Genomic DNA, 23,535 nt, shown 5'->3' with positions numbered 1-23,535 from the left:
TTTCGTGCTGCCTCGCCCGGTGAGGACGTCGGGGCTTTGTCTTGACTGGGGGCGGGATCCTCTTTAGACTCTTGTACCCCTAAATTTGGCGGGGCCTGTGCCCTGTCATTTGCTTTTCTTGTAAGACAATAGCGTCGCAAGACAACAGTGGAGCTAGTAGATGGCAACTATCAACCAGCTGGTACGTCAGCCGCGTAAGCGTATCGTCGAGAAATCCGACGTACCTGCGCTGCAGAACTGCCCGCAACGTCGCGGTGTGTGCACTCGTGTGTATACCACCACGCCGAAAAAACCTAACTCGGCATTGCGTAAAGTCTGCCGTGTGCGCCTGACCAACGGTTTCGAGGTTTCCTCGTACATCGGTGGTGAAGGTCACAACCTGCAAGAGCACAGCGTGGTACTGATCCGTGGCGGTCGTGTAAAAGACTTGCCAGGTGTTCGTTATCACACCGTTCGTGGTTCTTTGGATACTTCCGGCGTTAAAGGTCGTAACCAGGGTCGCTCGAAATACGGTACCAAGAAGCCTAAGTAGTTTTTGGCTTCTGTTTGAAATTGCAGATTTCTATTTTTCTGAGTCGATAAGAGTAAGGTCGGGCGCATCCCTCGCAGGATGGTGGTCCCGAGCTAACCTGAAGACCGTTTGAGGGCTTATCCATGCCAAGAAGACGCGTAGCAGCCAAGCGCGAAGTGCTTGACGATCCAAAATACGGCAGCCAGATTCTGGCCAAGTTCATGAACCACGTAATGGAAAGCGGCAAGAAAGCCGTTGCCGAGCGTATCGTTTATGGCGCGCTGGAAAAGGTTAAAGAACGTAAGAACAGCGACCCCCTGGAAATCTTCGAGAAAGCTCTCGACGCCATCGCTCCGCTGGTCGAAGTAAAGTCGCGCCGTGTAGGCGGTGCTACTTACCAGGTTCCTGTCGAAGTTCGTCCGTCCCGTCGTAATGCTCTGGCAATGCGTTGGCTGGTAGACTTCGCGCGCAAGCGCGGTGAGAAGTCAATGGCGCTGCGTTTGGCTGGCGAACTGCTGGACGCCGCCGAAGGTAAAGGTGCTGCGGTCAAGAAGCGTGAAGACGTGCACCGTATGGCTGAGGCCAACAAGGCTTTCTCGCACTACCGCTTCTAATTTCAGCGTCACTAATTTTGCGAGGGCTTTATGGCTCGTACTACTCCGATTGGCCGCTACCGTAACATTGGTATCGTTGCTCACGTGGATGCTGGTAAAACCACCACCACCGAGCGCGTCCTTTTTTACACCGGCAAAAGCCACAAAATGGGCGAGGTGCATGACGGCGCCGCGACCACGGACTGGATGGTTCAGGAGCAGGAGCGTGGTATTACCATTACTTCTGCTGCTATTACTGCCTTCTGGCAGGGTTCCGAGAAGCAACACAAAGACCAATACCGTTTCAACGTTATTGACACCCCGGGCCACGTTGACTTCACCATTGAAGTTGAGCGTTCCCTGCGTGTACTCGACGGCGCGGTCGTTGTGTTCTGTGGTACTTCCGGCGTAGAACCGCAGTCCGAAACCGTATGGCGTCAAGCCAACAAGTACGGTGTTCCGCGTATCGTTTACGTGAACAAGATGGACCGTGCAGGTGCGAACTTTCTGCGCGTAATCGCTCAGATCAAGCAGCGCCTGGGTCACACCCCGGTGCCGATCCAGCTGGCCATTGGCGCCGAAGACAACTTCCAGGGTCAGATCGATCTGATGTCCATGGAAGCTGTTTACTGGAACGATGCCGACAAGGGTATGGTTCCACGTCGTGAGCCTATTCCTGCTGAGCTGCAGGAACTGGCTGACGAATGGCGCAGCAACATGGTCGAGGCTGCGGCCGAAGCCAGCGAAGAGCTGATGAACAAGTACCTCGAAGGTGAAGAACTCTCCAACGAGGAAATCAAGGCCGCTCTGCGTCAGCGTACTATCGCTGGCGAGATCGTTCTTGCTGTTTGCGGTTCTTCCTTCAAGAACAAGGGCGTTCCCCTGGTTCTCGACGCCGTGATCGACTACCTGCCGGCTCCGACCGACATTCCAGCTATCAAGGGTTCCGATCCTGATAACGAAGAAGTCCTGATGGAGCGTCATGCAGACGACAACGAGCCGTTCTCGGCTCTGGCGTTCAAGATCGCTACCGACCCATTCGTGGGTACCTTGACTTTCGTCCGCGTTTACTCGGGCGTGTTGGCATCCGGCGACGGCGTGATCAACTCGGTCAAGGGCAAGAAAGAGCGTGTGGGTCGTATGGTGCAGATGCACGCAAACGCCCGCGAAGAGATCAAGGAAGTACGCGCTGGTGACATCGCGGCCTTGATCGGCATGAAGGACGTCACCACTGGTGAGACCTTGTGCAACGCTGACAAGCCAATCATCCTGGTTCGCATGGACTTCCCGGAGCCGGTTATTTCGGTTGCCGTTGAGCCTAAAACCAAGGATGACCAGGAAAAAATGGGTATCGCACTGGGCAAACTTGCTCAGGAAGACCCGTCTTTCCGCGTCAAGACTGATGAAGAGACTGGTCAAACGATCATCTCTGGCATGGGCGAGCTGCACCTGGACATCCTGGTTGACCGGATGCGCCGTGAGTTCAACGTCGAAGCCAACATCGGCAAGCCTCAGGTTTCCTATCGTGAGCGCATCACGAAGAATTGTGAAATCGAAGGCAAGTTCGTTCGTCAATCCGGCGGTCGTGGCCAGTTCGGTCACTGCTGGATCCGTTTTGCACCTGCTGACGAAGGTCAGGAAGGTCTGCAATTCGTAAACGAAGTGGTAGGTGGTGTTGTTCCCAAGGAATACATCCCGGCTATCCAGAAGGGTATCGAAGAGCAGATGAAGAACGGCGTTGTTGCCGGCTATCCGCTGATCGGCCTGAAGGCTACCGTGTTTGATGGTTCCTACCATGACGTCGACTCGAACGAGATGGCGTTTAAGGTGGCTGCCTCCATGGCGACCAAGCAACTGGCCCAGAAGGGCGGTGGTGAGTTGCTTGAGCCGATCATGGCGGTAGAGGTTGTTACGCCTGAAGACTATATGGGTGACGTGATGGGCGACCTTAACCGCCGTCGCGGCATGATTCTGGGTATGGAAGATACGGTTTCCGGCAAGGTAATTCGTGCCGAGGTTCCGTTGGGTGAGATGTTCGGTTATGCGACCGACGTTCGCTCCATGTCTCAGGGTCGCGCAAGCTACTCTATGGAATTCAAAAAATACAATACAGCTCCGTCGCACATCGTCGAAACTGTAACCAAAAAACAAGGCTGATTCAGCGCCTTTAGGCTAGGAGTTATTTGTCGTGGCTAAAGAAAAATTTGATCGTTCCCTCCCGCACGTCAACGTTGGCACCATTGGTCACGTTGACCACGGTAAAACCACGCTGACCGCTGCTCTGACTCGCGTCTGCTCCGAAGTTTTCGGTTCGGCTGCTGTTGAATTCGACAAGATCGACAGCGCACCGGAAGAGAAAGCTCGTGGTATTACCATTAATACCGCGCACGTTGAATACAAATCGTTGATCCGTCACTACGCTCACGTTGACTGCCCAGGTCACGCTGACTACGTGAAGAACATGATCACCGGTGCTGCCCAGATGGACGGCGCGATTCTGGTTTGTTCGGCCGCTGATGGTCCGATGCCACAAACCCGTGAGCACATCCTGCTGTCCCGTCAGGTTGGCGTTCCGTACATCGTGGTTTTCCTGAACAAGGCTGACCTGGTAGACGACGCTGAGCTGCTGGAACTGGTTGAGATGGAAGTGCGCGATCTGCTGAGCACTTACGACTTCCCAGGCGACGACACTCCGATCATCATCGGTTCTGCTCGTATGGCTCTGGAAGGTAAAGACGACAACGAAATGGGCACCACTGCCGTTCGTAAACTGGTTGAAACACTGGACTCCTACATTCCAGAACCAGTTCGTCTGACCGACAAGCCGTTCCTGATGCCGATCGAAGACGTGTTCTCGATCTCCGGTCGCGGTACTGTTGTGACTGGTCGTATTGAGCGCGGTATCGTCAAGGTTCAGGATCCACTGGAAATCGTTGGTCTGCGTGACACTACCGTCACCACCTGCACCGGTGTTGAAATGTTCCGTAAGCTGCTCGACGAAGGTCGTGCTGGCGAGAACTGCGGCGTTCTGCTGCGTGGTACCAAGCGTGACGACGTTGAGCGTGGCCAGGTTTTGGTCAAGCCAGGCACCGTCAAGCCGCACACTCAGTTCGAAGCTGAAATCTACGTTCTGAGCAAAGAAGAAGGCGGTCGTCACACTCCGTTCTTCAAAGGCTACCGTCCACAGTTCTACTTCCGTACTACCGACGTAACTGGTAGCTGCGAACTGCCGGAAGGCGTAGAAATGGTTATGCCAGGTGATAACGTTAAAGTTTCCGTTACCCTGATCAAGCCAATCGCAATGGAAGATGGTCTGCGTTTCGCAATCCGTGAAGGCGGTCGTACCGTCGGCGCTGGCGTCGTGGCCAAAATCATCGCGTAAGCGTTGATTCCCAAAAAGAGCCCCCGCAACGCGGGGGCTTTTTTATTGGGTTGACACCTAGTGAGGTCGTCTATAGAATTGCGCCTCCTTTTAACGGGCGTATTGCGCTCGGTGGGAACAGCAATCTGGAGTCTGAATCCAATGCAAAACCAGCAAATCCGTATCAGGTTGAAGGCTTTTGACCATCGCCTGATCGACCAATCAACCCAGGAAATCGTGGAAACCGCGAAACGTACTGGTGCACAGGTGCGTGGTCCGATTCCACTGCCGACTCGTAAAGAGCGGTTCACCGTTCTGGTTTCTCCGCACGTCAACAAAGACGCGCGCGACCAGTATGAGATCCGTACTCACAAGCGTGTTCTGGACATTGTTCAGCCAACGGAAAAAACCGTTGATGCGCTTATGAAGCTTGATCTTGCGGCCGGTGTGGAAGTTCAGATCAGCCTCGGCTAAGACTTGGGTCTTAGTCGTGTAACGCTCTGAAATGGGCGGCCATAGCGGGTGAAAGCCCCGTACACTCATGAGGTTTACAACATGACTATTGGTGTAGTCGGTCGTAAATGCGGTATGACCCGTATTTTCACCGAAGAAGGTGTCTCCATTCCGGTCACGGTCATTGAGATCGAGCCGAATCGCGTCACTCAGTTCAAAACCGAAGAAACCGATGGCTATCGTGCAGTGCAAGTCACTGTCGGCGAGCGTCGCGCTTCGCGTGTTACAGCCGCTCAGGCTGGCCACTTCGCTAAGGCGAACGTTGCCGCCGGTCGTACCGTCATGGAATTCCGTCTTGAAGAAGGCGACTACCAGGCTGGCGATCAGATCAACGCTGAAATCTTCGCCGCTGGTCAACTGGTTGATGTAACCGGTCAGTCCAAGGGTAAAGGCTTCCAGGGTACGATCAAGCGTTGGAATTTCCGTGGTCAAGACAATACCCACGGTAACTCCGTCTCCCACCGCGTCCCAGGCTCTATCGGCCAGTGCCAGACTCCTGGTCGTGTATTCAAGGGCAAAAAAATGTCCGGTCATATGGGCGCTGAGCGCGTGACCGTGCAGTCCCTGGAAGTAGTGCGCGTGGACGCTGAACGCAATCTGTTGTTGGTCAAGGGTGCTGTTCCTGGCGCTACTGGCGGCAACCTGGTTGTACGTCCGGCAGCCAAGGCTCGCGGTTAAGGGGAAGCTGACATGCAATTAAATGTAAATGACGCTCAGGCAATCGAAGTTTCCGAACTGACATTTGGCGGCGAATTCAACGAGACGCTGGTTCACCAGGCAGTCGTGGCCTACATGGCTGGCGGTCGTCAGGGTAGCAAGCAGCAAAAGACCCGTTCCGACGTTCGTGGTGGCGGTAAGCGCCCTTGGCGTCAGAAAGGTACTGGCCGTGCTCGTGCCGGTACTATCCGTAGCCCAATCTGGCGTGGCGGCGGTACCACTTTCGCGGCTCGTCCTCAGGATCACACTCAGAAGCTCAACAAGAAGATGTATCGCGCTGCTCTGCGCTCCATCCTTGCTGAACTGGTTCGTACTGATCGTTTGGTCGTGGTTCAGGACTTCGCTGTTGAAGCACCGAAAACCAAAGATTTGCTGAACAAGCTGACTGGCATGGGCCTGACTGACGTCCTGATCGTGTCTGACGCTGTTGACCAGAATCTGTACCTGGCTGCTCGTAACCTGCCGCACGTTGATGTACGTGACGTTCAAGGTTCCGATCCAGTTAGTCTGATCGCATACGACAAAGTGTTGATCACTGTGTCGGCCGTGAAGAAATTCGAGGAGCTGCTGGGATGAACCAGGAACGCGTATTTAAAGTTCTGCTTGGCCCGCACGTTTCCGAGAAGGCTACGGTTCTTGCAGACAAAAAAGGTCAGTTCGTTTTCAAGGTTGCTACTGACGCAACCAAGCTGGAAATCAAGAAGGCCGTCGAAAGCCTGTTCAGCGTGAAAGTAGAGCGTGTTACTACCCTGAATGTTCTGGGTAAGAGCAAGCGCACTGCTCGCGGTCTGGGCAAGCGTAATGACTGGAAGAAGGCAGTTATCTCCCTTCAGCCAGGCCAAGATCTCGATTTCAGCAGCAGTGCTGAGTAAGGAAGGGGTGCATCATGGCAATCGTTAAATGCAAACCGACTTCCCCTGGCCGCCGTTTTGTGGTCAAGGTGGTCAACCAGGAGCTGCATAAAGGCGCTCCTCACGCACCGCTGCTCGAGAAAAAATCGAAGTCTGGTGGTCGTAACAACAATGGTCGTATTACTACCCGTCATATCGGTGGTGGCCATAAGCAGCATTATCGTCTGGTCGACTTCCGTCGCAACGACAAGGATGGCATCGCTGCCACCGTCGAGCGTATCGAATACGATCCAAACCGCACTGCTCACATTGCTCTGCTGCTTTACGCAGACGGCGAGCGCCGCTACATCATCGCCCCTAAAGGCGTAAGTGCTGGCGACCAGCTGATTGCAGGTGCTCTGGCACCAATCAAGCCGGGCAACGCTCTTCAACTGCGCAACATTCCAGTTGGTAGCACCGTACACGGCATCGAACTGAAGCCAGGTAAAGGCGCACAGATCGCTCGTTCCGCTGGTGCCTCGGCACAGCTGATCGCTCGTGAAGGTGTGTACGTTACCCTGCGTCTTCGCTCCGGTGAAATGCGTAAAGTACTGTCTGAGTGCCGTGCAACGCTGGGTGAAGTCTCGAACTCCGAGCACAGCCTTCGTTCGCTGGGTAAAGCGGGTGCCAAACGCTGGCGTGGCGTTCGCCCAACCGTTCGTGGTGTTGCCATGAACCCGGTTGACCACCCACATGGTGGTGGTGAAGGTCGTACCTCTGGTGGTCGTCATCCGGTATCGCCGTGGGGCTTCCCGACTAAGGGCGCGAAGACTCGTGGTAATAAGCGTACCGACAAAATGATCGTCCGTCGTCGCAAGTAAATAGAGGGATACGACAGTGCCACGTTCTCTGAAAAAAGGTCCTTTTATTGATCTTCACCTACTGAAGAAGATCGAAGTGGCGGCGGAAAAGAACGATCGCAAACCAGTTAAGACCTGGTCGCGTCGTTCGATGATCCTGCCACAAATGGTCGGTTTGACCATTGCAGTGCATAACGGTCGCCAGCATGTTCCAGTTCTCGTGAACGAAGACATGGTCGGCCATAAACTAGGCGAGTTTGCCGGTACCCGCACATATCGTGGGCACGTGGCAGACAAGAAAGCCAAGCGTTAAGGGGTAAGGAACGATGGAAGTAGCCGCTAAGTTGTCGGGCGCTCGAATCTCCGCCCAGAAAGCCCGCTTGGTCGCCGACCAGATCCGCGGGAAGAAGGTGGGCGAAGCGCTCAACCTGTTGGCTTTCAGCAGTAAGAAAGCCGCCGAGATCCTGAAGAAAGTGCTGGAGTCGGCTGTAGCCAACGCCGAGCATAACGAAGGCGCAGACGTTGATGACCTCAAGGTCTCCACCGTTTTCGTCAACGAAGGGCGTTCGCTGAAGCGCATCATGCCACGTGCTAAAGGCCGTGCTGATCGCATCGTCAAGCGGTCTTGCCATATCACTGTCAAGGTTGCTGACAAGTAACGGAGTCGAAGAGATGGGTCAGAAAGTACATCCCATTGGCATTCGCCTGGGAATCGTCAAGGAGCACACCTCCGTCTGGTACGCAGACGGTCGGACTTATGCGGACTATTTGTTCGCTGATCTGAAAGTGCGTGAGTACCTCCAAGACAAATTAAAAAGCGCGTCCGTCAGCCGTATCGATATCCATCGTCCGGCTCAGACAGCACGTATCACCATCCACACCGCTCGTCCAGGTATCGTTATCGGGAAGAAAGGTGAAGATGTTGAGAAACTGCGTCAGGACCTGACCAAGCAAATGGGTGTGCCTGTGCACATCAATATCGAAGAGATCCGTAAGCCGGAGCTCGACGGTATGCTGGTTGCGCAGAGCGTAGCTCAGCAGCTGGAGCGTCGCGTAATGTTCCGTCGCGCTATGAAGCGCGCTGTTCAGAACGCCATGCGCATTGGTGCCAAAGGCATCAAAATCCAAGTGAGCGGTCGTCTCGGCGGTGCTGAAATCGCACGTACTGAATGGTATCGCGAAGGTCGTGTGCCACTGCACACCCTGCGTGCCGACATCGACTATGCCAACTACGAAGCTCACACCACTTACGGTGTGATCGGTGTAAAGGTTTGGATCTTCAAAGGCGAAGTAATTGGTGGTCGCCAAGAAGAACTGAAACCACAAGCACCAGCGCCTCGTAAAAAAGCTGCTAAGTAAGGGGTACGCCAAATGTTGCAACCAAAGCGTACGAAGTTCCGCAAGCAGATGACCGGCCACAACCGTGGTCTGGCACTGCGCGGTAGCAAAGTCAGCTTCGGCGAGTTCGCGCTGAAGTCTGTTGCTCGTGGTCGTCTCACCGCTCGTCAGATCGAGTCAGCGCGTCGTGCTCTGACCCGTCACGTTAAACGTGGCGGCAAGATCTGGATCCGTGTGTTCCCGGACAAGCCTGTAACCAAAAAGCCACTCGAAGTTCGGATGGGTAAAGGTAAGGGTAACGTGGAGTACTGGGTTGCCCAGATTCAGCCAGGCAAAGTCCTGTATGAAATCGAGGGTGTTACTGAAGAGCTGGCGCGTGAGGCTTTCGCCCTGGCTGCTGCAAAGCTGCCGCTCGCCACCTCCTTTGTTAAGCGGACGGTGATGTGATGAAAGCGAATGAACTTCGTGAAAAATCAGCACAGCAGCTGAACGAGCAACTGCTCGGCCTGCTGCGCGACCAGTTCAATCTGCGTATGCAGAAAGCAACTGGCCAGTTGGGGCAGTCTCATCTGCTCTCGCAAGTTAAGCGTGACATCGCTCGCGTGAAAACTGTGCTCAACCAGCAGGCAGGTAAGTAATCATGGCTGAAGCCGAAAAAACTGTCCGTACGCTGACTGGCCGTGTTGTCAGCGACAAGATGGACAAGACCATCACCGTTCTGATCGAGCGTCGCGTAAAGCACCCGATCTACGGTAAATACGTTAAGCGTTCGACTAAGCTGCACGCGCACGACGAAACCAATCAATGCCATATCGGCGACAAGGTCACTATTCGTGAAACTCGTCCGGTAGCCAAGACCAAGTCTTGGGCATTGGTTGATATCCTCGAACGCGCTGTGGAAGTCTAAGGGCTAGGGGTCGGAGAAATTATATGATTCAGACTCAATCCATGCTCGATGTGGCCGATAACAGCGGCGCACGCCGCGTTATGTGCATCAAGGTGCTGGGTGGCTCCCATCGTCGTTACGCTGGTATCGGTGACATCATCAAAGTAACCGTCAAGGAAGCAATTCCTCGCGGCAAGGTGAAAAAAGGCCAAGTGATGACTGCAGTTGTAGTCCGCACTCGCCACGGTGTTCGTCGTGCAGACGGCTCCATCATCCGCTTCGATGGCAACGCTGCTGTTCTGTTGAACAACAAGCAAGAGCCGATCGGTACCCGTATCTTTGGGCCAGTGACCCGTGAACTTCGTACTGAGAAGTTCATGAAGATCGTCTCGCTCGCCCCAGAAGTGCTCTAAGGAGATCCGACATGCAAAAGATTCGTCGTGACGACGAGATCATCGTGATCGCCGGCAAAGACAAAGGTAAGCGCGGTAAGGTGCTCAAGGTTCTCGCTGACGACCGTTTGGTCGTTGGTGGGATCAACCTGGTGAAGCGTCATACCAAGCCAAACCCGATGTCGGGCGTACAGGGCGGTATCGTCGAGAAAGAAGCGCCAATGCACGCTTCCAACGTCGCCATTTTCAACGGCGCAACCAACAAGGCTGACCGCGTTGGTTTCAAAGTTGAAGACGGCAAGAAAATTCGTGTCTTCAAGTCGACCCAAAAAGCGGTTGATGCTTGAACACTGCTAGGTAGAAGACCATGGCACGACTAAAAGAGATTTACCGGAAGGAAATCGCTCCGAAACTTAAGGAAGAACTTAAGCTTTCGAACGTGATGGAAGTTCCGCGCGTTACCAAAATCACCCTGAACATGGGTCTGGGCGAAGCGATCGGCGACAAAAAAGTCATCGAGCACGCTGTTGCTGACCTGGAAAAGATCACCGGTCAAAAAGTCGTTGTGACTTACGCTCGGAAATCCATCGCTGGCTTTAAAGTCCGTGAAGGTTGGCCGATCGGTGTCAAAGTGACTCTGCGCCGCGATCGTATGTACGAATTCCTGGATCGTCTGCTGTCGATCTCCCTGCCTCGGGTTCGCGACTTCCGCGGCCTGAATGCCAAGTCCTTCGATGGTCGTGGTAACTACAGCATGGGCGTAAAAGAGCAGATCATCTTCCCGGAAATCGACTACGACAAGATCGATGCTCTCCGCGGTCTGGACATTACCCTGACCACCACTGCCAAGAACGATGATGAAGGTCGCGCATTGCTGCGTGCTTTCAAATTCCCGTTCCGCAACTGATTGGAGTAGGAAAATGGCCAAGAAGAGCATGAAAAACCGTGAGTTGAAGCGTCAGCTCACCGTTGCAAAGTACGCCAAGAAGCGTGCAGAGCTGAAAGCAATCATCGTTGATCTGAACGCAAGTCCAGAAGCGCGTTGGGAAGCTACCGTAGCCCTGCAGAAGCAACCACGTGACGCAAGCGCTGCGCGCATGCGTAACCGTTGCCGCATCACTGGTCGTCCACACGGCGTTTACCGCAAGTTCGGCCTCGGCCGTAACAAACTGCGTGAAGCAGCCATGCGTGGCGACGTACCAGGTCTGGTCAAAGCCAGCTGGTAAGGCGCACCTCTCGCTTCGTGCCAGCCGGTTGCGCAAGTCACCGGTCGGCATGAAGCCTGAATTTGAATCAAGCCCCTATTGGGGCTTGATTCATTTCCGGCGTAGGACTAGAATTGCCGGCTCGCCTGAGCCCGTGTTTTTACTTGCCCGGAAGTTCTCGGCGATCAAGCTGTAGCCGCAAGGCTAATTATTTTGTTTTAGGAGCGTCTAGCCCATGAGTATGCAGGACCCGTTAGCGGACATGCTAACTCGTATCCGTAATGCCCAGATGGCTGAAAAGCCCGTCGTAAGCATGCCATCTTCCACGTTGAAGGTTGCTGTAGCAAAAGTCCTGAAGGACGAAGGCTACATTGCGGGTTATCAGATCAGCAGCGAAGTTAAATCCTCGCTGTCCATCGAGCTTAAGTACTTCGAAGGCCGTCCGGTCATTGAAGAGGTTAAGCGCGTCAGCCGCCCAGGCTTGCGTCAGTACAAGTCCTCCGATGATCTGCCGAAAGTTCGTGGCGGTCTTGGTGTGTCTATCGTCTCCACCAGTAAAGGTGTGATGACGGATCGTGCTGCGCGCGCTGCCGGTGTCGGTGGCGAAGTGCTTTGCACTGTGTTCTAAGGGGGGATAAGCATGTCACGCGTAGCTAAGAACCCCGTTAAGTTGCCATCCGGCGTCGAAGTCAAACTCGTCGGCCAGCAGCTTTCGGTGAAGGGTGCCAAGGGCACTCTGGAACTGAACATCCATTCGTCCGTTGAGATTGTTGAAGAAGCTGGTGAGCTGCGTTTCGCTGCTCGCAATGGCGATCAACAAACCCGCGCAATGGCAGGCACCACTCGTGCACTGGTTAACAACATGGTCCAGGGCGTAAGCCAAGGCTTCGAGCGTAAGCTCCAGCTGGTCGGTGTTGGTTACAAGGCGCAAGCAAAAGGCACGGTCCTGAACCTTGCACTTGGCTTCTCGCACCCGGTGGACTATGAATTGCCGAATGGCATCACCGCTGAGACCCCCAGCCAGACCGATATCCTGATTCGTGGTATCGATAAGCAGTTGGTTGGTCAAGTGGCCGCTGAGATCCGCGACTTCCGCCGTCCTGAGCCTTACAAAGGCAAAGGTGTGCGTTACGCGGACGAAGTCGTCCGCCGTAAAGAAGCCAAGAAGAAGTAGGGCATAGCAAATGACCGTCAAAAAAGTTACCCGACTGCGTCGCGCTCGCAAAGCACGCCTGAAAATGCACGAGCTGGAAGTCGTGCGTCTCTGCGTGCACCGCTCTTCGCAGCACATTTATGCCCAGGTCATCTCGGCCGACGGCAGCAAAGTCCTGGCAAGCGCCTCGACTTTGGACAAAGAACTGCGTGATGGCGCCACTGGCAACATCGACGCGGCCACTAAGGTTGGCAAGCTGGTCGCCGAGCGCGCGAAAGCCGCGGGTGTATCGCAAGTCGCTTTCGACCGTTCTGGCTTCAAGTACCACGGCCGTGTCAAAGCGCTGGCTGATGCTGCTCGTGAAGGCGGGCTGGAGTTCTAAGTTATGTCAAATCACGACCAAAAACGCGACGAAGGCTACATCGAGAAGCTGGTTCAAGTTAACCGCGTGGCCAAAACCGTAAAAGGCGGCCGTATCTTCACTTTCACTGCGTTGACCGTAGTGGGTGATGGTAAAGGGCGCGTTGGCTTCGGCCGTGGCAAGTCACGTGAAGTGCCTGCTGCAATCCAGAAAGCGATGGAAGCTGCTCGTCGCAACATGATTCAGGTTGATCTGAACGGCACTACCCTGCAGTACGCGATGAAGTCTGCTCATGGCGCCTCCAAGGTGTACATGCAGCCTGCTTCTGAAGGTACCGGTATCATCGCTGGCGGCGCAATGCGCGCAGTGCTGGAAGTTGCTGGTGTCCAGAACGTATTGGCCAAGTGCTACGGTTCGACTAACCCGGTAAACGTGGTTCACGCTACGTTCAAGGGTTTGAAGGGCATGCAGTCTCCTGAGTCGATCGCTGCCAAGCGTGGCAAGCGTGTTGAGGAGATCATCTGATCATGGCTACCGTTAAAGTAACGCTGATCAAAAGCATGACCGGCCGCATCCCTAATCACAGATTGTGCATTAAGGGTTTGGGTCTGCGTCGCATCGGTCACACTGTAGAAGTCTTGGATACTCCCGAAAATCGCGGGATGATCAACAAGGCTTACTACATGCTGCGAGTCGAGGGTTAATCGATGAAACTCAATGATCTGAGTCCAGCGCCGGGTTCCCGTCGCGAAAAGCATCGTCCGGGCCGTGGTATCGGTAGTGGTTTGGGCAAGACCGGTGGCCGTGGCCACAAAGGTCAAAGCTCCCGCTCCGGTGGCACTATTGCTCCGGGCTTTGAGGGCGGCCAACAGCCGCTGCATCGTCGCCTGCCAAAATTCGGTTTCGTTTCCCTGAAGGCCATGGACCGCGCAGAAGTGCGTCTGTCCGAGCTGGCTAAAGTGGAAGGCGACATCGTAACTGTGCAGTCCCTGAAAGATGCCAACGTGATTAACCAGAACGTTCAGCGTGTGAAAATCATGCTGTCGGGCGAAGTTACTCGCGCTGTCACTATCAAGGGTATCGCCGCCACCAAAGGTGCGCGTGCGGCTATCGAAGCAGCTGGCGGCAAGTTCGAGGAATAAATGGCTAAGCAAGGTGCTCTCTCAGCGCTCGGCAAAGGCGGTATGTCTGAACTCTGGGCTCGTCTGCGTTTTCTGTTCCTGGCGATTATCGTCTACCGAATAGGCGCACACATCCCGGTTCCAGGTATCAACCCGGACCGACTCGCAGAACTGTTTCGACAGAATGAGGGGACCATTCTTAGCTTGTTCAACATGTTTTCCGGCGGCGCGCTGGAACGGATGAGCATCTTTGCACTGGGGATCATGCCGTACATTTCGGCATCGATCATCATGCAGTTGATGACCGCCGTCAGCCCGCAGCTGGAGCAGTTGAAGAAGGAAGGTGAAGCTGGCCGTCGCAAGATAAGCCAGTACACCCGCTATGGCACCGTTGTCCTGGCTCTGGTCCAAGCTATCGGCATGTCCGTTGGTCTGGCGAGTCAGGGCGTCGCGTTTTCTGGGGGCCTGGGTTTCCACTTTGTGGCCGTAACTACCTTCGTGGCAGGTGCGATGTTCATGATGTGGCTGGGCGAGCAGATCACCGAGCGCGGTGTCGGCAACGGTATCTCGATGTTGATTTTCGCAGGTATCGTCGCCGGTCTTCCGAGAGCAATAGGGCAGTCTTTCGAGTCTGCACGTCAGGGTGATATCAATATCTTCGCTCTGGTTGCAATCGGTTTGCTGGCGGTAGCGATCATCGGTTTTGTGGTGTTCATTGAGCGTGGTCAGCGTCGTATCGCTGTTCACTACGCCAAGCGTCAGCAGGGCCGCAAGGTCTTCGCTGCGCAGACCAGCCACTTGCCGCTGAAAGTGAACATGGCTGGTGTAATACCGGCCATTTTCGCGAGCAGCATTTTGCTGTTCCCGGCTTCGTTGGGGTCCTGGTTCGGTCAGTCTGAAGGTCTGGGCTGGTTGCAGGACATCTCGCAGTCGATCGCTCCTGGTCAGCCGTTGAATATTCTGCTGTTTAGTGCAGGGATTATTTTCTTCTGCTTCTTCTATACGGCGTTGATGTTCAATCCGAAAGACGTAGCGGAAAACCTGAAGAAGTCCGGTGCCTTTATTCCGGGTATTCGTCCAGGTGAGCAGTCGGCACGCTATATTGATGGCGTTTTGACTCGCTTGACCATGTTCGGTGCTCTATATATGACGGCCGTGTGTCTGCTTCCCCAGTTCCTGGTGGTCGCGGCAAACGTACCGTTCTACCTTGGCGGGACCTCGTTGCTGATCGTGGTCGTGGTTGTGATGGACTTTATGTCGCAAGTGCAATCTCACCTCGTTTCGCACCAGTATGAATCCCTGATGAAGAAAGCCAACCTGAAGGGCTACGGTGGCAGCGGCGGTATGCTGCGCTGAAGCACCCCTAAGGTTCGAGGAGTTGGTGATGAAAGTTCGTGCATCGGTGAAAAAGCTGTGCCGTAACTGCAAGATTATCCGCCGCGAAGGTGTGGTTCGAGTAATTTGCAGCGCGGAACCACGTCATAAGCAGCGCCAAGGCTGATTGTGATTTGTGCTTAAGCCCAGCAGCTAGTGCGCTGCTGGGTTGATTATTTGTTACTACAGCGATATTATCTCGCGCCCTATTTCTTGGCTTCCGGGGCGTAGGTAGCTGTCAATTGGAGTCCCACTGAATGGCCCGTATTGCAGGCGTTAACATTCCAGATAACAAGCATACTGTTATCTCGTTGACCTACATCTATGGTGTTGGTCGCACCACCGCACAGAAAATTTGTGCAACCACCGGCGTAAATCCGGCGGTGAAAATCAAAGATCTGAGCGACGAGCAGATTGAACAGCTGCGTGGCGAAGTGGCGAAGTTCACCACTGAAGGTGACCTGCGTCGCGAAATCAACATGAAAATCAAGCGCTTGATGGACCTGGGCTGCTACCGCGGTCTGCGTCATCGTCGTGGTCTTCCATTGCGCGGTCAGCGTACCAAGACCAACGCGCGTACTCGCAAAGGTCCGCGTAAGCCGATCCGCAAGTAATCGCACCAGCGCAACGACAGGAATTTAGTCATGGCAAAACCTGCTGCTCGTCCTCGTAAAAAAGTTAAAAAGACAGTGGTTGATGGCATCGCCCACATCCACGCGTCGTTTAACAACACAATCGTCACCATTACCGATCGTCAAGGTAACGCTCTTTCGTGGGCTACCTCCGGCGGTTCGGGTTTCCGTGGTTCGCGCAAGTCCACCCCGTTCGCTGCTCAAGTAGCTGCTGAACGTGCTGGTCAAGCTGCGCTGGAGTACGGTCTGAAGAACCTCGACGTCAATGTCAAGGGTCCAGGCCCAGGTCGTGAATCCGCTGTCCGTGCATTGAACGGCTGTGGCTATAAGATCGCCAGCATCACCGACGTGACGCCAATCCCGCACAACGGGTGCCGTCCGCCGAAGAAGCGCCGCGTGTAATCCAGGAGACTGTAAGAAATGGCTCGTTACATTGGTCCAAAATGCAAACTTGCTCGTCGTGAAGGCACCGATCTCTTTCTGAAGAGCGGCGTTCGCGCTATCGAATCCAAGTGCAACATCGAAGCAGCTCCAGGTATCCACGGCCAACGTCGTGGTCGCCAGTCCGATTACGGTACTCAGCTGCGTGAAAAGCAAAAAGTCCGTCGTATCTACGGCGTTCTCGAGCGTCAGTTCAGCGGCTACTACAAAGAAGCCGCCGGCAAGAAAGGTGCAACAGGCGAGAACCTGCTGCAACTGCTCGAATGCCGTCTGGACAACGTTGTATACCGCATGGGCTTCGGCTCGACGCGTGCCGAATCCCGTCAATTGGTTTCGCACAAGTCGGTCAGCGTAAACGGCAAAACCGTTAACGTTCCTTCTTATCAGGTTCGTGCTGGCGACGTTGTTGCTATCCGCGAAAAAGCTAAGAATCAGCTGCGTATTGTCCAGGCTCTCGATCTGTGTGCCCAACGTGGCCGCGTAGAATGGGTAGAAGTAGACACTGAGAAGAAATCGGGCGTTTTCAAGAACGTTCCAGCTCGCAGTGATCTATCCGCCGACATCAACGAAAGCCTGATTGTCGAGCTCTACTCCAAGTAAGGGCTAGAAAATAGGTGCATCCATGCAGATTTCGGTAAATGAGTTCCTGACACCCCGCCACATTGATGTGCAGGTTGTCAGTCCAACCCGCGCCAAAATCACTCTCGAGCCTCTCGAGCGTGGTTTCGGCCATACCCTGGGCAACGCGCTTCGCCGCATTTTGTTGTCCTCCATGCCCGGCTGTGCAGTAGTCGAGGCCGAGATTGACGGTGTACTCCATGAGTACAGCGCCATCGAAGGTGTACAGGAAGACGTCATTGAAATCCTGTTGAACCTTAAAGGTCTGGCTATCAAGCTGCACGGTCGAGACGAAGTTACGCTGACCTTGTCGAAGAAGGGTTCGGGGGTGGTTACCGCTGCCGATATTCAGCTGGATCATGATGTCGAGATCGTTAACCCCGATCACGTAATCGCTAACCTGGCGTCTAACGGCGTCTTGAACATGAAGCTCACCGTAGCTCGTGGTCGTGGTTATGAGCCGGCAGACTCGCGTCAAAGCGATGAAGACGAAAGCCGCAGCATTGGTCGCTTGCAGCTTGACTCTTCGTTCAGCCCGGTTCGCCGTATCGCATACGTGGTGGAAAACGCCCGTGTCGAGCAGCGTACTAACCTGGACAAGCTGGTTATTGATCTGGAAACCAACGGTACTCTGGACCCTGAAGAGGCTATCCGTCGCGCTGCAACCATCCTGCAACAGCAGTTGGCTGCGTTCGTGGACCTCAAAGGCGACAGCGAACCAGTGGTAATCGAACAGGAAGACGAGATCGATCCGATCCTGCTTCGTCCGGTTGACGATTTGGAACTGACCGTGCGTTCGGCCAACTGCCTTAAGGCGGAGAACATCTACTACATCGGTGATCTGATTCAGCGCACCGAAGTAGAGCTGTTGAAGACTCCGAACCTGGGCAAGAAATCCTTGACCGAGATCAAGGACGTTCTGGCTTCTCGTGGTCTCTCCCTCGGCATGCGCCTCGACAACTGGCCGCCGGCAAGTCTTAAGAAGGACGACAAGGCTACGGCCTGATCGTCGTAATCACCGAACGCGAGTTTGGTAAGGAATGAACCATGCGTCATCGTAAAAGTGGACGTCACCTGAGCCGTACCAGCTCTCACCGCAAAGCCATGTTCCAAAACATGGCGGTGTCGCTGTTCGAGCACGAGCTGATCAAAACTACCCTGCCGAAAGCCAAGGAACTGCGCCGCGTTGCCGAGCCGCTGATCACCCTGGCCAAGGAAGACAGCGTTGCCAACCGTCGTCTGGCTTTCGACCGTACTCGTTCGAAAGAAATCGTCGGCAAACTGTTCAACGATCTGGGCAAGCGCTATGCAACCCGTCAGGGCGGCTACCTGCGCATCCTCAAGTGCGGTTTCCGCGCTGGCGACAACGCGCCAATGGCGTACGTCGAGCTGGTTGATCGTCCTGTCGGTGGCTCTGTAGAAGCTGCTGAATAAGACATCAGTTTGAACATGAAACCGGGCCTAGTGCCCGGTTTTTTGTTTTCCGGAATTAAGAATTGCTATCGATAGTCATGATTTAATGAATTCGACGCTTCAATAGCTTTCGGCAATACTTCCTCCCAAGCCGATCAGCCGGCTATACACACCAGAGGAAGATGTAGATGAGCCAGAAGACCCTTACGACCGCCAGCGGTGCCCCAGTCGCAGACAATCAGAACTCCCGTTCGGCAGGCCCACGTGGTCCTCTACTGCTTGATGATTTCCATCTGATCGAAAAGCTTGCCCACTTCAACCGTGAGAACATTCCGGAGCGTCGCGTGCATGCCAAGGGATCGGGTGCTCATGGCACGTTTACCGTGACCCGCGACATCAGCCAGTACACCAGCGCCAGGCTGTTCGACACGGTGGGCAAGCAGACACCGATTTTCCTGCGCTTCTCCACCGTAGGCGGAGAGCGTGGTTCGGCTGACACCGAGCGTGACCCGCGCGGCTTTGCGATCAAGTTTTACACCGAGGAAGGTAACTGGGACATCGTGGGCAACAACACGCCGGTGTTCTTTATCCGTGACCCTCTGAAATTCCCTGACTTCATTCACACTCAGAAGCGCCTGCCGCAGACCAATCTGAAAAGTCCTCAGATGATGTGGGATTTCTGGTCGCACTCGCCTGAGGCGCTGCACCAAGTCACCATTCTGTTCTCTGATCGTGGCATTCCGGACGGCTACCGTCACATGCACGGCTTCGGCAGCCACACCTATAGCCTCATCAGTGCTGCAGGCGAGCGTCATTGGGTGAAGTGGCATTACAAGACCCGCCAAGGGATCAAGAACCTGGCGCCCGCAGACGCTGCGCGGATTGCCGGTACTGATCCCGATTACGCTCAGCGCGATCTGTTCACTGCCATCGAGAAGGGCGACTTCCCCAAGTGGCAGGTGTGCATTCAGTTGATGACCGAGGCTCAGGCTGCGAATCATCATGAGAACCCGTTCGACGTGACCAAGACCTGGTCGCAGAAAGAATACCCGCTGATCGAGGTCGGCGAGCTGGAGTTGAACCGTAACCCTCTCAACTACTTTGCCGAAGTCGAGCAGGCCGCGTTCGGCCCGAGCAACATGGTGCCAGGCGTTGGCCTTTCGCCAGACCGTATGCTGCAAGGGCGCGTATTTGCCTACGCCGATGCGCATCGCTACCGCGTGGGTACCAATCACCAGCAGTTGCCGATCAATGCCCCCAAGAGTCCTGTACACAGCTATCAACGTGACGGGGCGATGGCCTTCGGCACCAATGGTGGTGCGGCGCCAAACTATGAACCGAACAGCTATTCGGATGCGCCGAAAGAAGATCCGCGCTACGCAGAGCCTGCGCTGTCTCTGAGCGGTGCCGCAGATCGTCATGAGCACCGGGTAGACGGTGATTACTACAGTCAGGCAGGCAAGTTGTTCAACCTGATGAGCGCTGATCAGAAAGCGCTGTTGATCGGCAACATTGCCGGGGCAATGGCAGGCGTTTCCAGTGACGTGGTTCAGCGTCAGTTGCAGCATTTCCACAAAGCCGACCCTGCTTACGGAGAAGGCATCGCAAACGCATTGAGCATAAAACTGGGCTGAGTCGAAGTGAGAAACAGAACCGCCCTCATTTGGGCGGTTTTTCGCTTCTTAACGGCGTAATTTCGCCACTTTTCGTCGGTTTATTGCGTTTTTCTAAGTGACCTCGCGCGACGCTTGGTTCAAACTAGCGCCTTTGAAGCAGGAGTCTGGTGCGATGCAAGGCCACCCGGAAGTAATCGATTATCTCAACACGTTGCTCACGGGCGAACTGGCAGCTCGTGACCAATATTTCGTTCACTCACGTATGTACGAAGACTGGGGCTTTTCGAAGCTCTACGAGCGTATCAATCATGAGATGGAAGAAGAGGCGCAACACGCTGATGCGCTGATGCGTCGTATCCTCATGCTCGAAGGCACGCCGCGCATGCGCCCTGACGACCTCGACGTCGGCACCACAGTGCCTGAGATGCTCGCCAGCGATCTGCGTCTCGAATACAAGGTACGTGCTGCCCTGTGCAAGGGTATCGAGCTCTGTGAGCTGCACAGCGACTACGTGACCCGCGAAATCCTGCGCGTACAGTTGGCTGATACGGAAGAAGACCATACCTACTGGCTCGAACAGCAGATGGGGCTGATCAAGTCCATCGGCCTGCAGAACTACCTGCAATCGCAGTTCTGATTCAGCCGCTCATGAAAAAGCTCCTGCACTTGCGTGACAGGAGCTTTTTTGTATCCGGGTTCGACTGACGCCGACCCCGTTTTTCATCACTAGCGTCAGGCCTTGTCTCTGATCAACAGAGGTTTCAGGTAGTGACCAGTGTAGGACTGTTCCATCTCGGCGACCTGTTCAGGTGTGCCCGTTGCAATGATCTGCCCACCTCTCGAACCGCCTTCCGGACCCAGATCCACCAGCCAGTCGGCCGTCTTGATCACGTCCAGGTTGTGTTCGATCACCACCACGGTATTGCCGTGGTCGCGCAAGCGATGCAATACATCCAGCAACTGCTGAATATCCGCGAAGTGCAGGCCTGTGGTCGGCTCGTCGAGGATGTACAGCGTCTTGCCGGTGTCGCGCTTGGACAGCTCACGTGACAGCTTGACCCGTTGCGCCTCACCGCCTGACAAGGTCGTCGCCGATTGCCCCAGCTTGATATAGGAAAGTCCGACATCCATCAGGGTTTGCAGCTTGCGCGCCAGTGCAGGAACGGCATCGAAGAACTCACGCGCTTCCTCAATGGTCATCTCCAGCACTTCATGGACGTTCTTGCCCTTGTACTTGATCTCAAGCGTTTCACGGTTGTAACGCTTGCTCTTGCACACATCGCAGGGCACGTAGATGTCCGGCAAAAAGTGCATCTCGACCTTGATCAGTCCGTCGCCCTGGCACGCCTCGCAGCGGCCGCCCTTGACGTTGAACGAGAACCGCCCCGGACCGTAGCCCCGCGAGCGTGATTCCGGAACCCCGGCGAACAGTTCGCGAATCGGCGTGAACAGCCCGGTGTAGGTCGCCGGGTTGGAACGCGGCGTACGACCGATAGGGCTCTGGTCGATGTCCACCACCTTGTCCAGATGCTGCAGACCATTGATGCTGTCGTGCGTAGCCGCTTCCAGCGTGGTGGCGCCGTTCAGTGCTGTAGCACTAAGCGGGAATAGCGTGTTGTTGATCAGCGTCGACTTGCCCGATCCGGAAACCCCCGTCACGCAGGTCAACAAACCGATAGGGATTTCGAGATTGACGTTTTGCAGGTTGTTGCCACGCGCGCCCTTGAGGGTTAGCGAGAGCTTTTTGTTACGCGGGGTGCGCTTGGCAGGAACGGCAATCTTCACGCGGCCCGACAGGTATTTGCCGGTCAGCGAGTCGGGATGCGACATCACTTCGTCCGGCGTACCTTCGGCAACGATATGACCACCATGCACGCCGGCCCCCGGGCCGATGTCGACCACGTAGTCGGCCAGGCGAATCGCATCTTCATCGTGCTCGACCACAATCACCGTATTACCGATGTCGCGCAGGTGCTTGAGCGTGCCCAGCAAACGATCGTTGTCGCGCTGGTGCAGACCGATAGACGGCTCATCGAGGATGTACATCACCCCGACAAGGCCCGCACCGATCTGGCTGGCCAGACGAATACGCTGTGCTTCGCCGCCGGACAGGGTGTCCGCGCTACGATCCAGGGTCAGATAGTCCAGGCCCACGTTGACCAGAAACTGCAGACGCTCACGAATTTCCTTGAGAATCTTGTCGGCGATCTCGCCACGCCGTCCGGTCAGCTTGAGGGTTTCGAAGTAATGCGTAGCGTCGCCAATCGGCAGATTGGTGACTGCAGGCAGAGTCTTTTCACCCACCCACACGTGGCGCGCTTCACGACGCAGACGAGTGCCTCGGCAGTCAGGGCAGGGCTGCGTGCCCAGAAATTTGGCGAGCTCTTCGCGGACTGTGGCCGATTCGGTTTCCCGATAGCGACGTTCCAGATTCGGCACGATGCCTTCGAACGGGTGCGCACGCTTGACGATATCGCCACGGTCATTCAGGTAGCGGAAATCGACACTCTGCGAGCCGCTGCCGTTGAGCAGAATCTTCTGCATGTCGGCCGGGATCTGCTTGAAGGGCATTTCCAGGCTGAAGCCATAGTGTTTGGAGAGCGAGCCGAGCATCTGGAAGTAATAGACGTTACGCCTGTCCCAGCCTCGTATCGCGCCTTCGGCAAGCGTCAGTTCGGCATTCACCAGCCGCTTGATATCGAAGAACTGTTTCACGCCCAGGCCGTCACAGGTCGGGCAGGCGCCAGCCGGGTTGTTGAAAGAGAACAGCTTCGGTTCCAGTTCGCTGATCGCATGGCCACAGATAGGGCAGGCGAAGCGGGCGGAGAAGATCACTTCCTCGCCCGGCTCGTCGTCCATTGGCGCAACCAGGGCGATACCGTCGGCCAGCTTCAGGGCTGTTTCAAAGGACTCGGCCAGACGCTGCTGCAGGTCGGCGCGGACCTTGAAACGGTCAACGACCACGTCGATCGAGTGCTTCTTTTGCTTGTCCAGCTTCGGCAGCTCATCCAGCTCGCACAGCTTGCCGTTGACTCGCGCCCGGACAAAGCCCTGCGCGCGCAGCTCTTCAAAAACCGAAAGATGCTCACCCTTGCGCTCGCGGATAACCGGCGCAAGCAGCATCAATTTGCTGCCTTCCGGCTGGGTCAGCACCAGGTCGACCATCTGGCTGACCGTCTGGGCTTCGAGCGGGATATCGTGGTCGGGGCAGCGAGGCTGGCCGACGCGCGCATACAAAAGACGCAGGTAGTCGTAGATTTCGGTGATCGTACCCACGGTCGAGCGCGGATTGTGCGATGTAGACTTCTGCTCGATGGAAATCGCCGGCGACAGACCTTCGATCGTGTCGACGTCCGGTTTTTCCATCATCGACAGAAACTGGCGGGCATAGGCCGACAGCGATTCGACATAGCGGCGTTGCCCTTCGGCGTACAGCGTATCGAAAGCCAGCGAAGACTTGCCTGAGCCGGAGAGCCCGGTGATAACGATCAGTTTGTCGCGGGGAAGTGTCAGGTCAATATTTTTCAGGTTGTGGGTTCGTGCCCCACGTATCAGGATCTTGTCCACTGCGGCCTCGCTTGGCGGGCATAAACGACGGAG

At 55.3% G+C, this 23,535-nt stretch carries 35 protein-coding genes; 34 read left to right on the top strand and 1 reads right to left on the bottom strand.

Annotated elements, in window-relative coordinates; all coding sequences use genetic code 11:
• The first annotated feature begins 160 nt into the window (after positions 1-160).
• From rpsL to bfr, 34 genes are all read left to right on the top strand, one after another.
• The gene (gene rpsL / locus BLR16_RS08935) at positions 161-532 is read left to right on the top strand and encodes a 30S ribosomal protein S12 (RefSeq protein WP_002555494.1); all 372 of its coding nucleotides are present in this window, start codon (positions 161-163) and stop codon (positions 530-532) included.
• A 122-nt stretch (positions 533-654) separates the two neighbouring features.
• The gene (rpsG, locus tag BLR16_RS08930) at positions 655-1,125 is read left to right on the top strand and encodes a 30S ribosomal protein S7 (RefSeq protein ID WP_002555493.1); all 471 of its coding nucleotides are present in this window, start codon (positions 655-657) and stop codon (positions 1,123-1,125) included.
• Positions 1,126-1,155: 30 nt separating this feature from the next.
• A complete protein-coding gene (gene fusA, locus BLR16_RS08925; RefSeq protein ID WP_003369029.1) occupies positions 1,156-3,261 on the top strand; it encodes an elongation factor G in 2,106 nt (701 codons plus the stop codon).
• Between the two features lie 31 nt (positions 3,262-3,292).
• A complete protein-coding gene (gene tuf, locus BLR16_RS08920) occupies positions 3,293-4,486 on the top strand; it encodes an elongation factor Tu (RefSeq protein WP_003369027.1) in 1,194 nt (397 codons plus the stop codon).
• Between the two features lie 141 nt (positions 4,487-4,627).
• The gene (gene rpsJ / locus BLR16_RS08915) at positions 4,628-4,939 is read left to right on the top strand and encodes a 30S ribosomal protein S10 (RefSeq protein ID WP_002555491.1); all 312 of its coding nucleotides are present in this window, start codon (positions 4,628-4,630) and stop codon (positions 4,937-4,939) included.
• An 81-nt stretch (positions 4,940-5,020) separates the two neighbouring features.
• Positions 5,021-5,656 carry a 50S ribosomal protein L3 gene (rplC, locus tag BLR16_RS08910; protein ID WP_002555490.1) on the top strand — a complete coding sequence of 212 codons (636 nt, stop codon included), beginning with the start codon at positions 5,021-5,023 and terminating at the stop codon, positions 5,654-5,656.
• Between the two features lie 12 nt (positions 5,657-5,668).
• Positions 5,669-6,271, top strand: a complete 603-nt coding sequence (gene rplD / locus BLR16_RS08905) for a 50S ribosomal protein L4 (RefSeq protein WP_002555489.1) — start codon at positions 5,669-5,671, stop codon at positions 6,269-6,271.
• Positions 6,268-6,567, top strand: coding sequence for a 50S ribosomal protein L23 (gene rplW, locus BLR16_RS08900; RefSeq protein WP_002555488.1), 300 nt, complete (start codon positions 6,268-6,270; stop codon positions 6,565-6,567). Before rplD ends, rplW begins: the two co-directional genes overlap by 4 nt.
• A gap of 14 nt (positions 6,568-6,581) precedes the next feature.
• Positions 6,582-7,406, top strand: a complete 825-nt coding sequence (gene rplB, locus BLR16_RS08895) for a 50S ribosomal protein L2 (RefSeq protein ID WP_003317104.1) — start codon at positions 6,582-6,584, stop codon at positions 7,404-7,406.
• 16 nt (positions 7,407-7,422) lie between these two features.
• Positions 7,423-7,698, top strand: coding sequence for a 30S ribosomal protein S19 (gene rpsS, locus BLR16_RS08890; protein ID WP_002555486.1), 276 nt, complete (start codon positions 7,423-7,425; stop codon positions 7,696-7,698).
• 13 nt (positions 7,699-7,711) lie between these two features.
• A complete protein-coding gene (gene rplV, locus BLR16_RS08885; RefSeq protein ID WP_002555485.1) occupies positions 7,712-8,044 on the top strand; it encodes a 50S ribosomal protein L22 in 333 nt (110 codons plus the stop codon).
• A 13-nt stretch (positions 8,045-8,057) separates the two neighbouring features.
• Positions 8,058-8,744 carry a 30S ribosomal protein S3 gene (gene rpsC, locus BLR16_RS08880; RefSeq protein WP_003176422.1) on the top strand — a complete coding sequence of 229 codons (687 nt, stop codon included), beginning with the start codon at positions 8,058-8,060 and terminating at the stop codon, positions 8,742-8,744.
• Positions 8,745-8,756: 12 nt separating this feature from the next.
• Complete coding sequence (rplP, locus tag BLR16_RS08875; protein ID WP_002555482.1) at positions 8,757-9,170, top strand: 50S ribosomal protein L16; 414 nt, start codon at positions 8,757-8,759, stop codon at positions 9,168-9,170.
• Complete coding sequence (gene rpmC / locus BLR16_RS08870) at positions 9,170-9,361, top strand: 50S ribosomal protein L29 (protein ID WP_002555481.1); 192 nt, start codon at positions 9,170-9,172, stop codon at positions 9,359-9,361. Before rplP ends, rpmC begins: the two co-directional genes overlap by 1 nt.
• 2 nt (positions 9,362-9,363) lie before the next feature.
• Positions 9,364-9,630: a 30S ribosomal protein S17 gene (gene rpsQ, locus BLR16_RS08865; protein WP_002555480.1), complete on the top strand. Its 267-nt coding sequence runs from the start codon at positions 9,364-9,366 to the stop codon at positions 9,628-9,630.
• Positions 9,631-9,653: 23 nt separating this feature from the next.
• Positions 9,654-10,022 carry a 50S ribosomal protein L14 gene (rplN, locus tag BLR16_RS08860; RefSeq protein WP_002555479.1) on the top strand — a complete coding sequence of 123 codons (369 nt, stop codon included), beginning with the start codon at positions 9,654-9,656 and terminating at the stop codon, positions 10,020-10,022.
• An 11-nt stretch (positions 10,023-10,033) separates the two neighbouring features.
• Positions 10,034-10,348, top strand: a complete 315-nt coding sequence (gene rplX, locus BLR16_RS08855; protein ID WP_003317102.1) for a 50S ribosomal protein L24 — start codon at positions 10,034-10,036, stop codon at positions 10,346-10,348.
• Between the two features lie 20 nt (positions 10,349-10,368).
• Positions 10,369-10,908, top strand: coding sequence for a 50S ribosomal protein L5 (gene rplE, locus BLR16_RS08850; RefSeq protein WP_002555477.1), 540 nt, complete (start codon positions 10,369-10,371; stop codon positions 10,906-10,908).
• Between the two features lie 13 nt (positions 10,909-10,921).
• Complete coding sequence (rpsN, locus tag BLR16_RS08845; RefSeq protein WP_002555476.1) at positions 10,922-11,227, top strand: 30S ribosomal protein S14; 306 nt, start codon at positions 10,922-10,924, stop codon at positions 11,225-11,227.
• A gap of 214 nt (positions 11,228-11,441) precedes the next feature.
• Entirely contained in the window at positions 11,442-11,834 is a 393-nt protein-coding gene (gene rpsH / locus BLR16_RS08840) for a 30S ribosomal protein S8 (RefSeq protein ID WP_002555475.1), read from the top strand.
• A 12-nt stretch (positions 11,835-11,846) separates the two neighbouring features.
• Positions 11,847-12,380 (top strand): 50S ribosomal protein L6, encoded by a 534-nt coding sequence (gene rplF, locus BLR16_RS08835; protein ID WP_003369019.1) that lies wholly within the window; start codon positions 11,847-11,849, stop codon positions 12,378-12,380.
• Positions 12,381-12,390: 10 nt separating this feature from the next.
• Positions 12,391-12,741, top strand: a complete 351-nt coding sequence (gene rplR / locus BLR16_RS08830; RefSeq protein WP_002555473.1) for a 50S ribosomal protein L18 — start codon at positions 12,391-12,393, stop codon at positions 12,739-12,741.
• 3 nt (positions 12,742-12,744) lie between these two features.
• The gene (gene rpsE, locus BLR16_RS08825) at positions 12,745-13,245 is read left to right on the top strand and encodes a 30S ribosomal protein S5 (RefSeq protein WP_003317099.1); all 501 of its coding nucleotides are present in this window, start codon (positions 12,745-12,747) and stop codon (positions 13,243-13,245) included.
• Between the two features lie 2 nt (positions 13,246-13,247).
• Positions 13,248-13,424, top strand: a complete 177-nt coding sequence (rpmD, locus tag BLR16_RS08820; RefSeq protein WP_002555471.1) for a 50S ribosomal protein L30 — start codon at positions 13,248-13,250, stop codon at positions 13,422-13,424.
• A 3-nt stretch (positions 13,425-13,427) separates the two neighbouring features.
• Positions 13,428-13,862, top strand: a complete 435-nt coding sequence (gene rplO / locus BLR16_RS08815) for a 50S ribosomal protein L15 (RefSeq protein WP_002555470.1) — start codon at positions 13,428-13,430, stop codon at positions 13,860-13,862.
• Positions 13,863-15,197 carry a preprotein translocase subunit SecY gene (secY, locus tag BLR16_RS08810; protein WP_044310374.1) on the top strand — a complete coding sequence of 445 codons (1,335 nt, stop codon included), beginning with the start codon at positions 13,863-13,865 and terminating at the stop codon, positions 15,195-15,197.
• Positions 15,198-15,225: 28 nt separating this feature from the next.
• On the top strand, positions 15,226-15,342 hold the full coding sequence (gene rpmJ, locus BLR16_RS08805; RefSeq protein ID WP_002555468.1) for a 50S ribosomal protein L36: 117 nt from the start codon (positions 15,226-15,228) through the stop codon (positions 15,340-15,342).
• A 130-nt stretch (positions 15,343-15,472) separates the two neighbouring features.
• Entirely contained in the window at positions 15,473-15,829 is a 357-nt protein-coding gene (gene rpsM, locus BLR16_RS08800; protein WP_092194206.1) for a 30S ribosomal protein S13, read from the top strand.
• 30 nt (positions 15,830-15,859) lie between these two features.
• Positions 15,860-16,249, top strand: a complete 390-nt coding sequence (rpsK, locus tag BLR16_RS08795; protein WP_002555466.1) for a 30S ribosomal protein S11 — start codon at positions 15,860-15,862, stop codon at positions 16,247-16,249.
• Between the two features lie 18 nt (positions 16,250-16,267).
• On the top strand, positions 16,268-16,888 hold the full coding sequence (gene rpsD / locus BLR16_RS08790) for a 30S ribosomal protein S4 (protein ID WP_002555465.1): 621 nt from the start codon (positions 16,268-16,270) through the stop codon (positions 16,886-16,888).
• A 22-nt stretch (positions 16,889-16,910) separates the two neighbouring features.
• A complete protein-coding gene (gene rpoA, locus BLR16_RS08785; protein ID WP_002555464.1) occupies positions 16,911-17,912 on the top strand; it encodes a DNA-directed RNA polymerase subunit alpha in 1,002 nt (333 codons plus the stop codon).
• A 41-nt stretch (positions 17,913-17,953) separates the two neighbouring features.
• Positions 17,954-18,340: a 50S ribosomal protein L17 gene (rplQ, locus tag BLR16_RS08780; protein WP_002555463.1), complete on the top strand. Its 387-nt coding sequence runs from the start codon at positions 17,954-17,956 to the stop codon at positions 18,338-18,340.
• 167 nt (positions 18,341-18,507) lie between these two features.
• Positions 18,508-19,953, top strand: coding sequence for a catalase (locus tag BLR16_RS08775; protein ID WP_074805343.1), 1,446 nt, complete (start codon positions 18,508-18,510; stop codon positions 19,951-19,953).
• A 154-nt stretch (positions 19,954-20,107) separates the two neighbouring features.
• Positions 20,108-20,572, top strand: a complete 465-nt coding sequence (bfr, locus tag BLR16_RS08770; protein ID WP_003317095.1) for a bacterioferritin — start codon at positions 20,108-20,110, stop codon at positions 20,570-20,572.
• Between the two features lie 95 nt (positions 20,573-20,667).
• Here bfr and uvrA read toward each other — a convergent pair whose 3' ends face one another.
• Complete coding sequence (gene uvrA, locus BLR16_RS08765) at positions 20,668-23,502, bottom strand: excinuclease ABC subunit UvrA (RefSeq protein ID WP_003431812.1); 2,835 nt, start codon at positions 23,500-23,502, stop codon at positions 20,668-20,670.
• Positions 23,503-23,535: the final 33 nt, after the last annotated feature.

It is taken from the genome of Pseudomonas sp. BS3767 (genome assembly GCF_900099665.1).
GTDB lineage: Bacteria > Pseudomonadota > Gammaproteobacteria > Pseudomonadales > Pseudomonadaceae > Aquipseudomonas > Aquipseudomonas cerasi.
Note: the sequence above shows the minus strand (reverse complement) of the source record. Positions and strands in the feature narration are given on the sequence as shown.

Coding starts and splice junctions, on each gene's coding strand:
- rpsL (WP_002555494.1), top strand. CDS start 161: ATGGCAACTATCAACCAGCTGGTACGTCAGCCGCGTAAGCGTATCGTC.
- rpsG (WP_002555493.1), top strand. CDS start 655: ATGCCAAGAAGACGCGTAGCAGCCAAGCGCGAAGTGCTTGACGATCCA.
- fusA (WP_003369029.1), top strand. CDS start 1,156: ATGGCTCGTACTACTCCGATTGGCCGCTACCGTAACATTGGTATCGTT.
- rpsJ (WP_002555491.1), top strand. CDS start 4,628: ATGCAAAACCAGCAAATCCGTATCAGGTTGAAGGCTTTTGACCATCGC.
- rplC (WP_002555490.1), top strand. CDS start 5,021: ATGACTATTGGTGTAGTCGGTCGTAAATGCGGTATGACCCGTATTTTC.
- rplD (WP_002555489.1), top strand. CDS start 5,669: ATGCAATTAAATGTAAATGACGCTCAGGCAATCGAAGTTTCCGAACTG.
- rplW (WP_002555488.1), top strand. CDS start 6,268: ATGAACCAGGAACGCGTATTTAAAGTTCTGCTTGGCCCGCACGTTTCC.
- rplB (WP_003317104.1), top strand. CDS start 6,582: ATGGCAATCGTTAAATGCAAACCGACTTCCCCTGGCCGCCGTTTTGTG.
- rplV (WP_002555485.1), top strand. CDS start 7,712: ATGGAAGTAGCCGCTAAGTTGTCGGGCGCTCGAATCTCCGCCCAGAAA.
- rpsC (WP_003176422.1), top strand. CDS start 8,058: ATGGGTCAGAAAGTACATCCCATTGGCATTCGCCTGGGAATCGTCAAG.
- rplP (WP_002555482.1), top strand. CDS start 8,757: ATGTTGCAACCAAAGCGTACGAAGTTCCGCAAGCAGATGACCGGCCAC.
- rpmC (WP_002555481.1), top strand. CDS start 9,170: ATGAAAGCGAATGAACTTCGTGAAAAATCAGCACAGCAGCTGAACGAG.
- rpsQ (WP_002555480.1), top strand. CDS start 9,364: ATGGCTGAAGCCGAAAAAACTGTCCGTACGCTGACTGGCCGTGTTGTC.
- rplN (WP_002555479.1), top strand. CDS start 9,654: ATGATTCAGACTCAATCCATGCTCGATGTGGCCGATAACAGCGGCGCA.
- rplX (WP_003317102.1), top strand. CDS start 10,034: ATGCAAAAGATTCGTCGTGACGACGAGATCATCGTGATCGCCGGCAAA.
- rplE (WP_002555477.1), top strand. CDS start 10,369: ATGGCACGACTAAAAGAGATTTACCGGAAGGAAATCGCTCCGAAACTT.
- rpsN (WP_002555476.1), top strand. CDS start 10,922: ATGGCCAAGAAGAGCATGAAAAACCGTGAGTTGAAGCGTCAGCTCACC.
- rpsH (WP_002555475.1), top strand. CDS start 11,442: ATGAGTATGCAGGACCCGTTAGCGGACATGCTAACTCGTATCCGTAAT.
- rplF (WP_003369019.1), top strand. CDS start 11,847: ATGTCACGCGTAGCTAAGAACCCCGTTAAGTTGCCATCCGGCGTCGAA.
- rplR (WP_002555473.1), top strand. CDS start 12,391: ATGACCGTCAAAAAAGTTACCCGACTGCGTCGCGCTCGCAAAGCACGC.
- rpsE (WP_003317099.1), top strand. CDS start 12,745: ATGTCAAATCACGACCAAAAACGCGACGAAGGCTACATCGAGAAGCTG.
- rpmD (WP_002555471.1), top strand. CDS start 13,248: ATGGCTACCGTTAAAGTAACGCTGATCAAAAGCATGACCGGCCGCATC.
- rplO (WP_002555470.1), top strand. CDS start 13,428: ATGAAACTCAATGATCTGAGTCCAGCGCCGGGTTCCCGTCGCGAAAAG.
- secY (WP_044310374.1), top strand. CDS start 13,863: ATGGCTAAGCAAGGTGCTCTCTCAGCGCTCGGCAAAGGCGGTATGTCT.
- rpmJ (WP_002555468.1), top strand. CDS start 15,226: ATGAAAGTTCGTGCATCGGTGAAAAAGCTGTGCCGTAACTGCAAGATT.
- rpsM (WP_092194206.1), top strand. CDS start 15,473: ATGGCCCGTATTGCAGGCGTTAACATTCCAGATAACAAGCATACTGTT.
- rpsK (WP_002555466.1), top strand. CDS start 15,860: ATGGCAAAACCTGCTGCTCGTCCTCGTAAAAAAGTTAAAAAGACAGTG.
- rpsD (WP_002555465.1), top strand. CDS start 16,268: ATGGCTCGTTACATTGGTCCAAAATGCAAACTTGCTCGTCGTGAAGGC.
- rpoA (WP_002555464.1), top strand. CDS start 16,911: ATGCAGATTTCGGTAAATGAGTTCCTGACACCCCGCCACATTGATGTG.
- rplQ (WP_002555463.1), top strand. CDS start 17,954: ATGCGTCATCGTAAAAGTGGACGTCACCTGAGCCGTACCAGCTCTCAC.
- BLR16_RS08775 (WP_074805343.1), top strand. CDS start 18,508: ATGAGCCAGAAGACCCTTACGACCGCCAGCGGTGCCCCAGTCGCAGAC.
- bfr (WP_003317095.1), top strand. CDS start 20,108: ATGCAAGGCCACCCGGAAGTAATCGATTATCTCAACACGTTGCTCACG.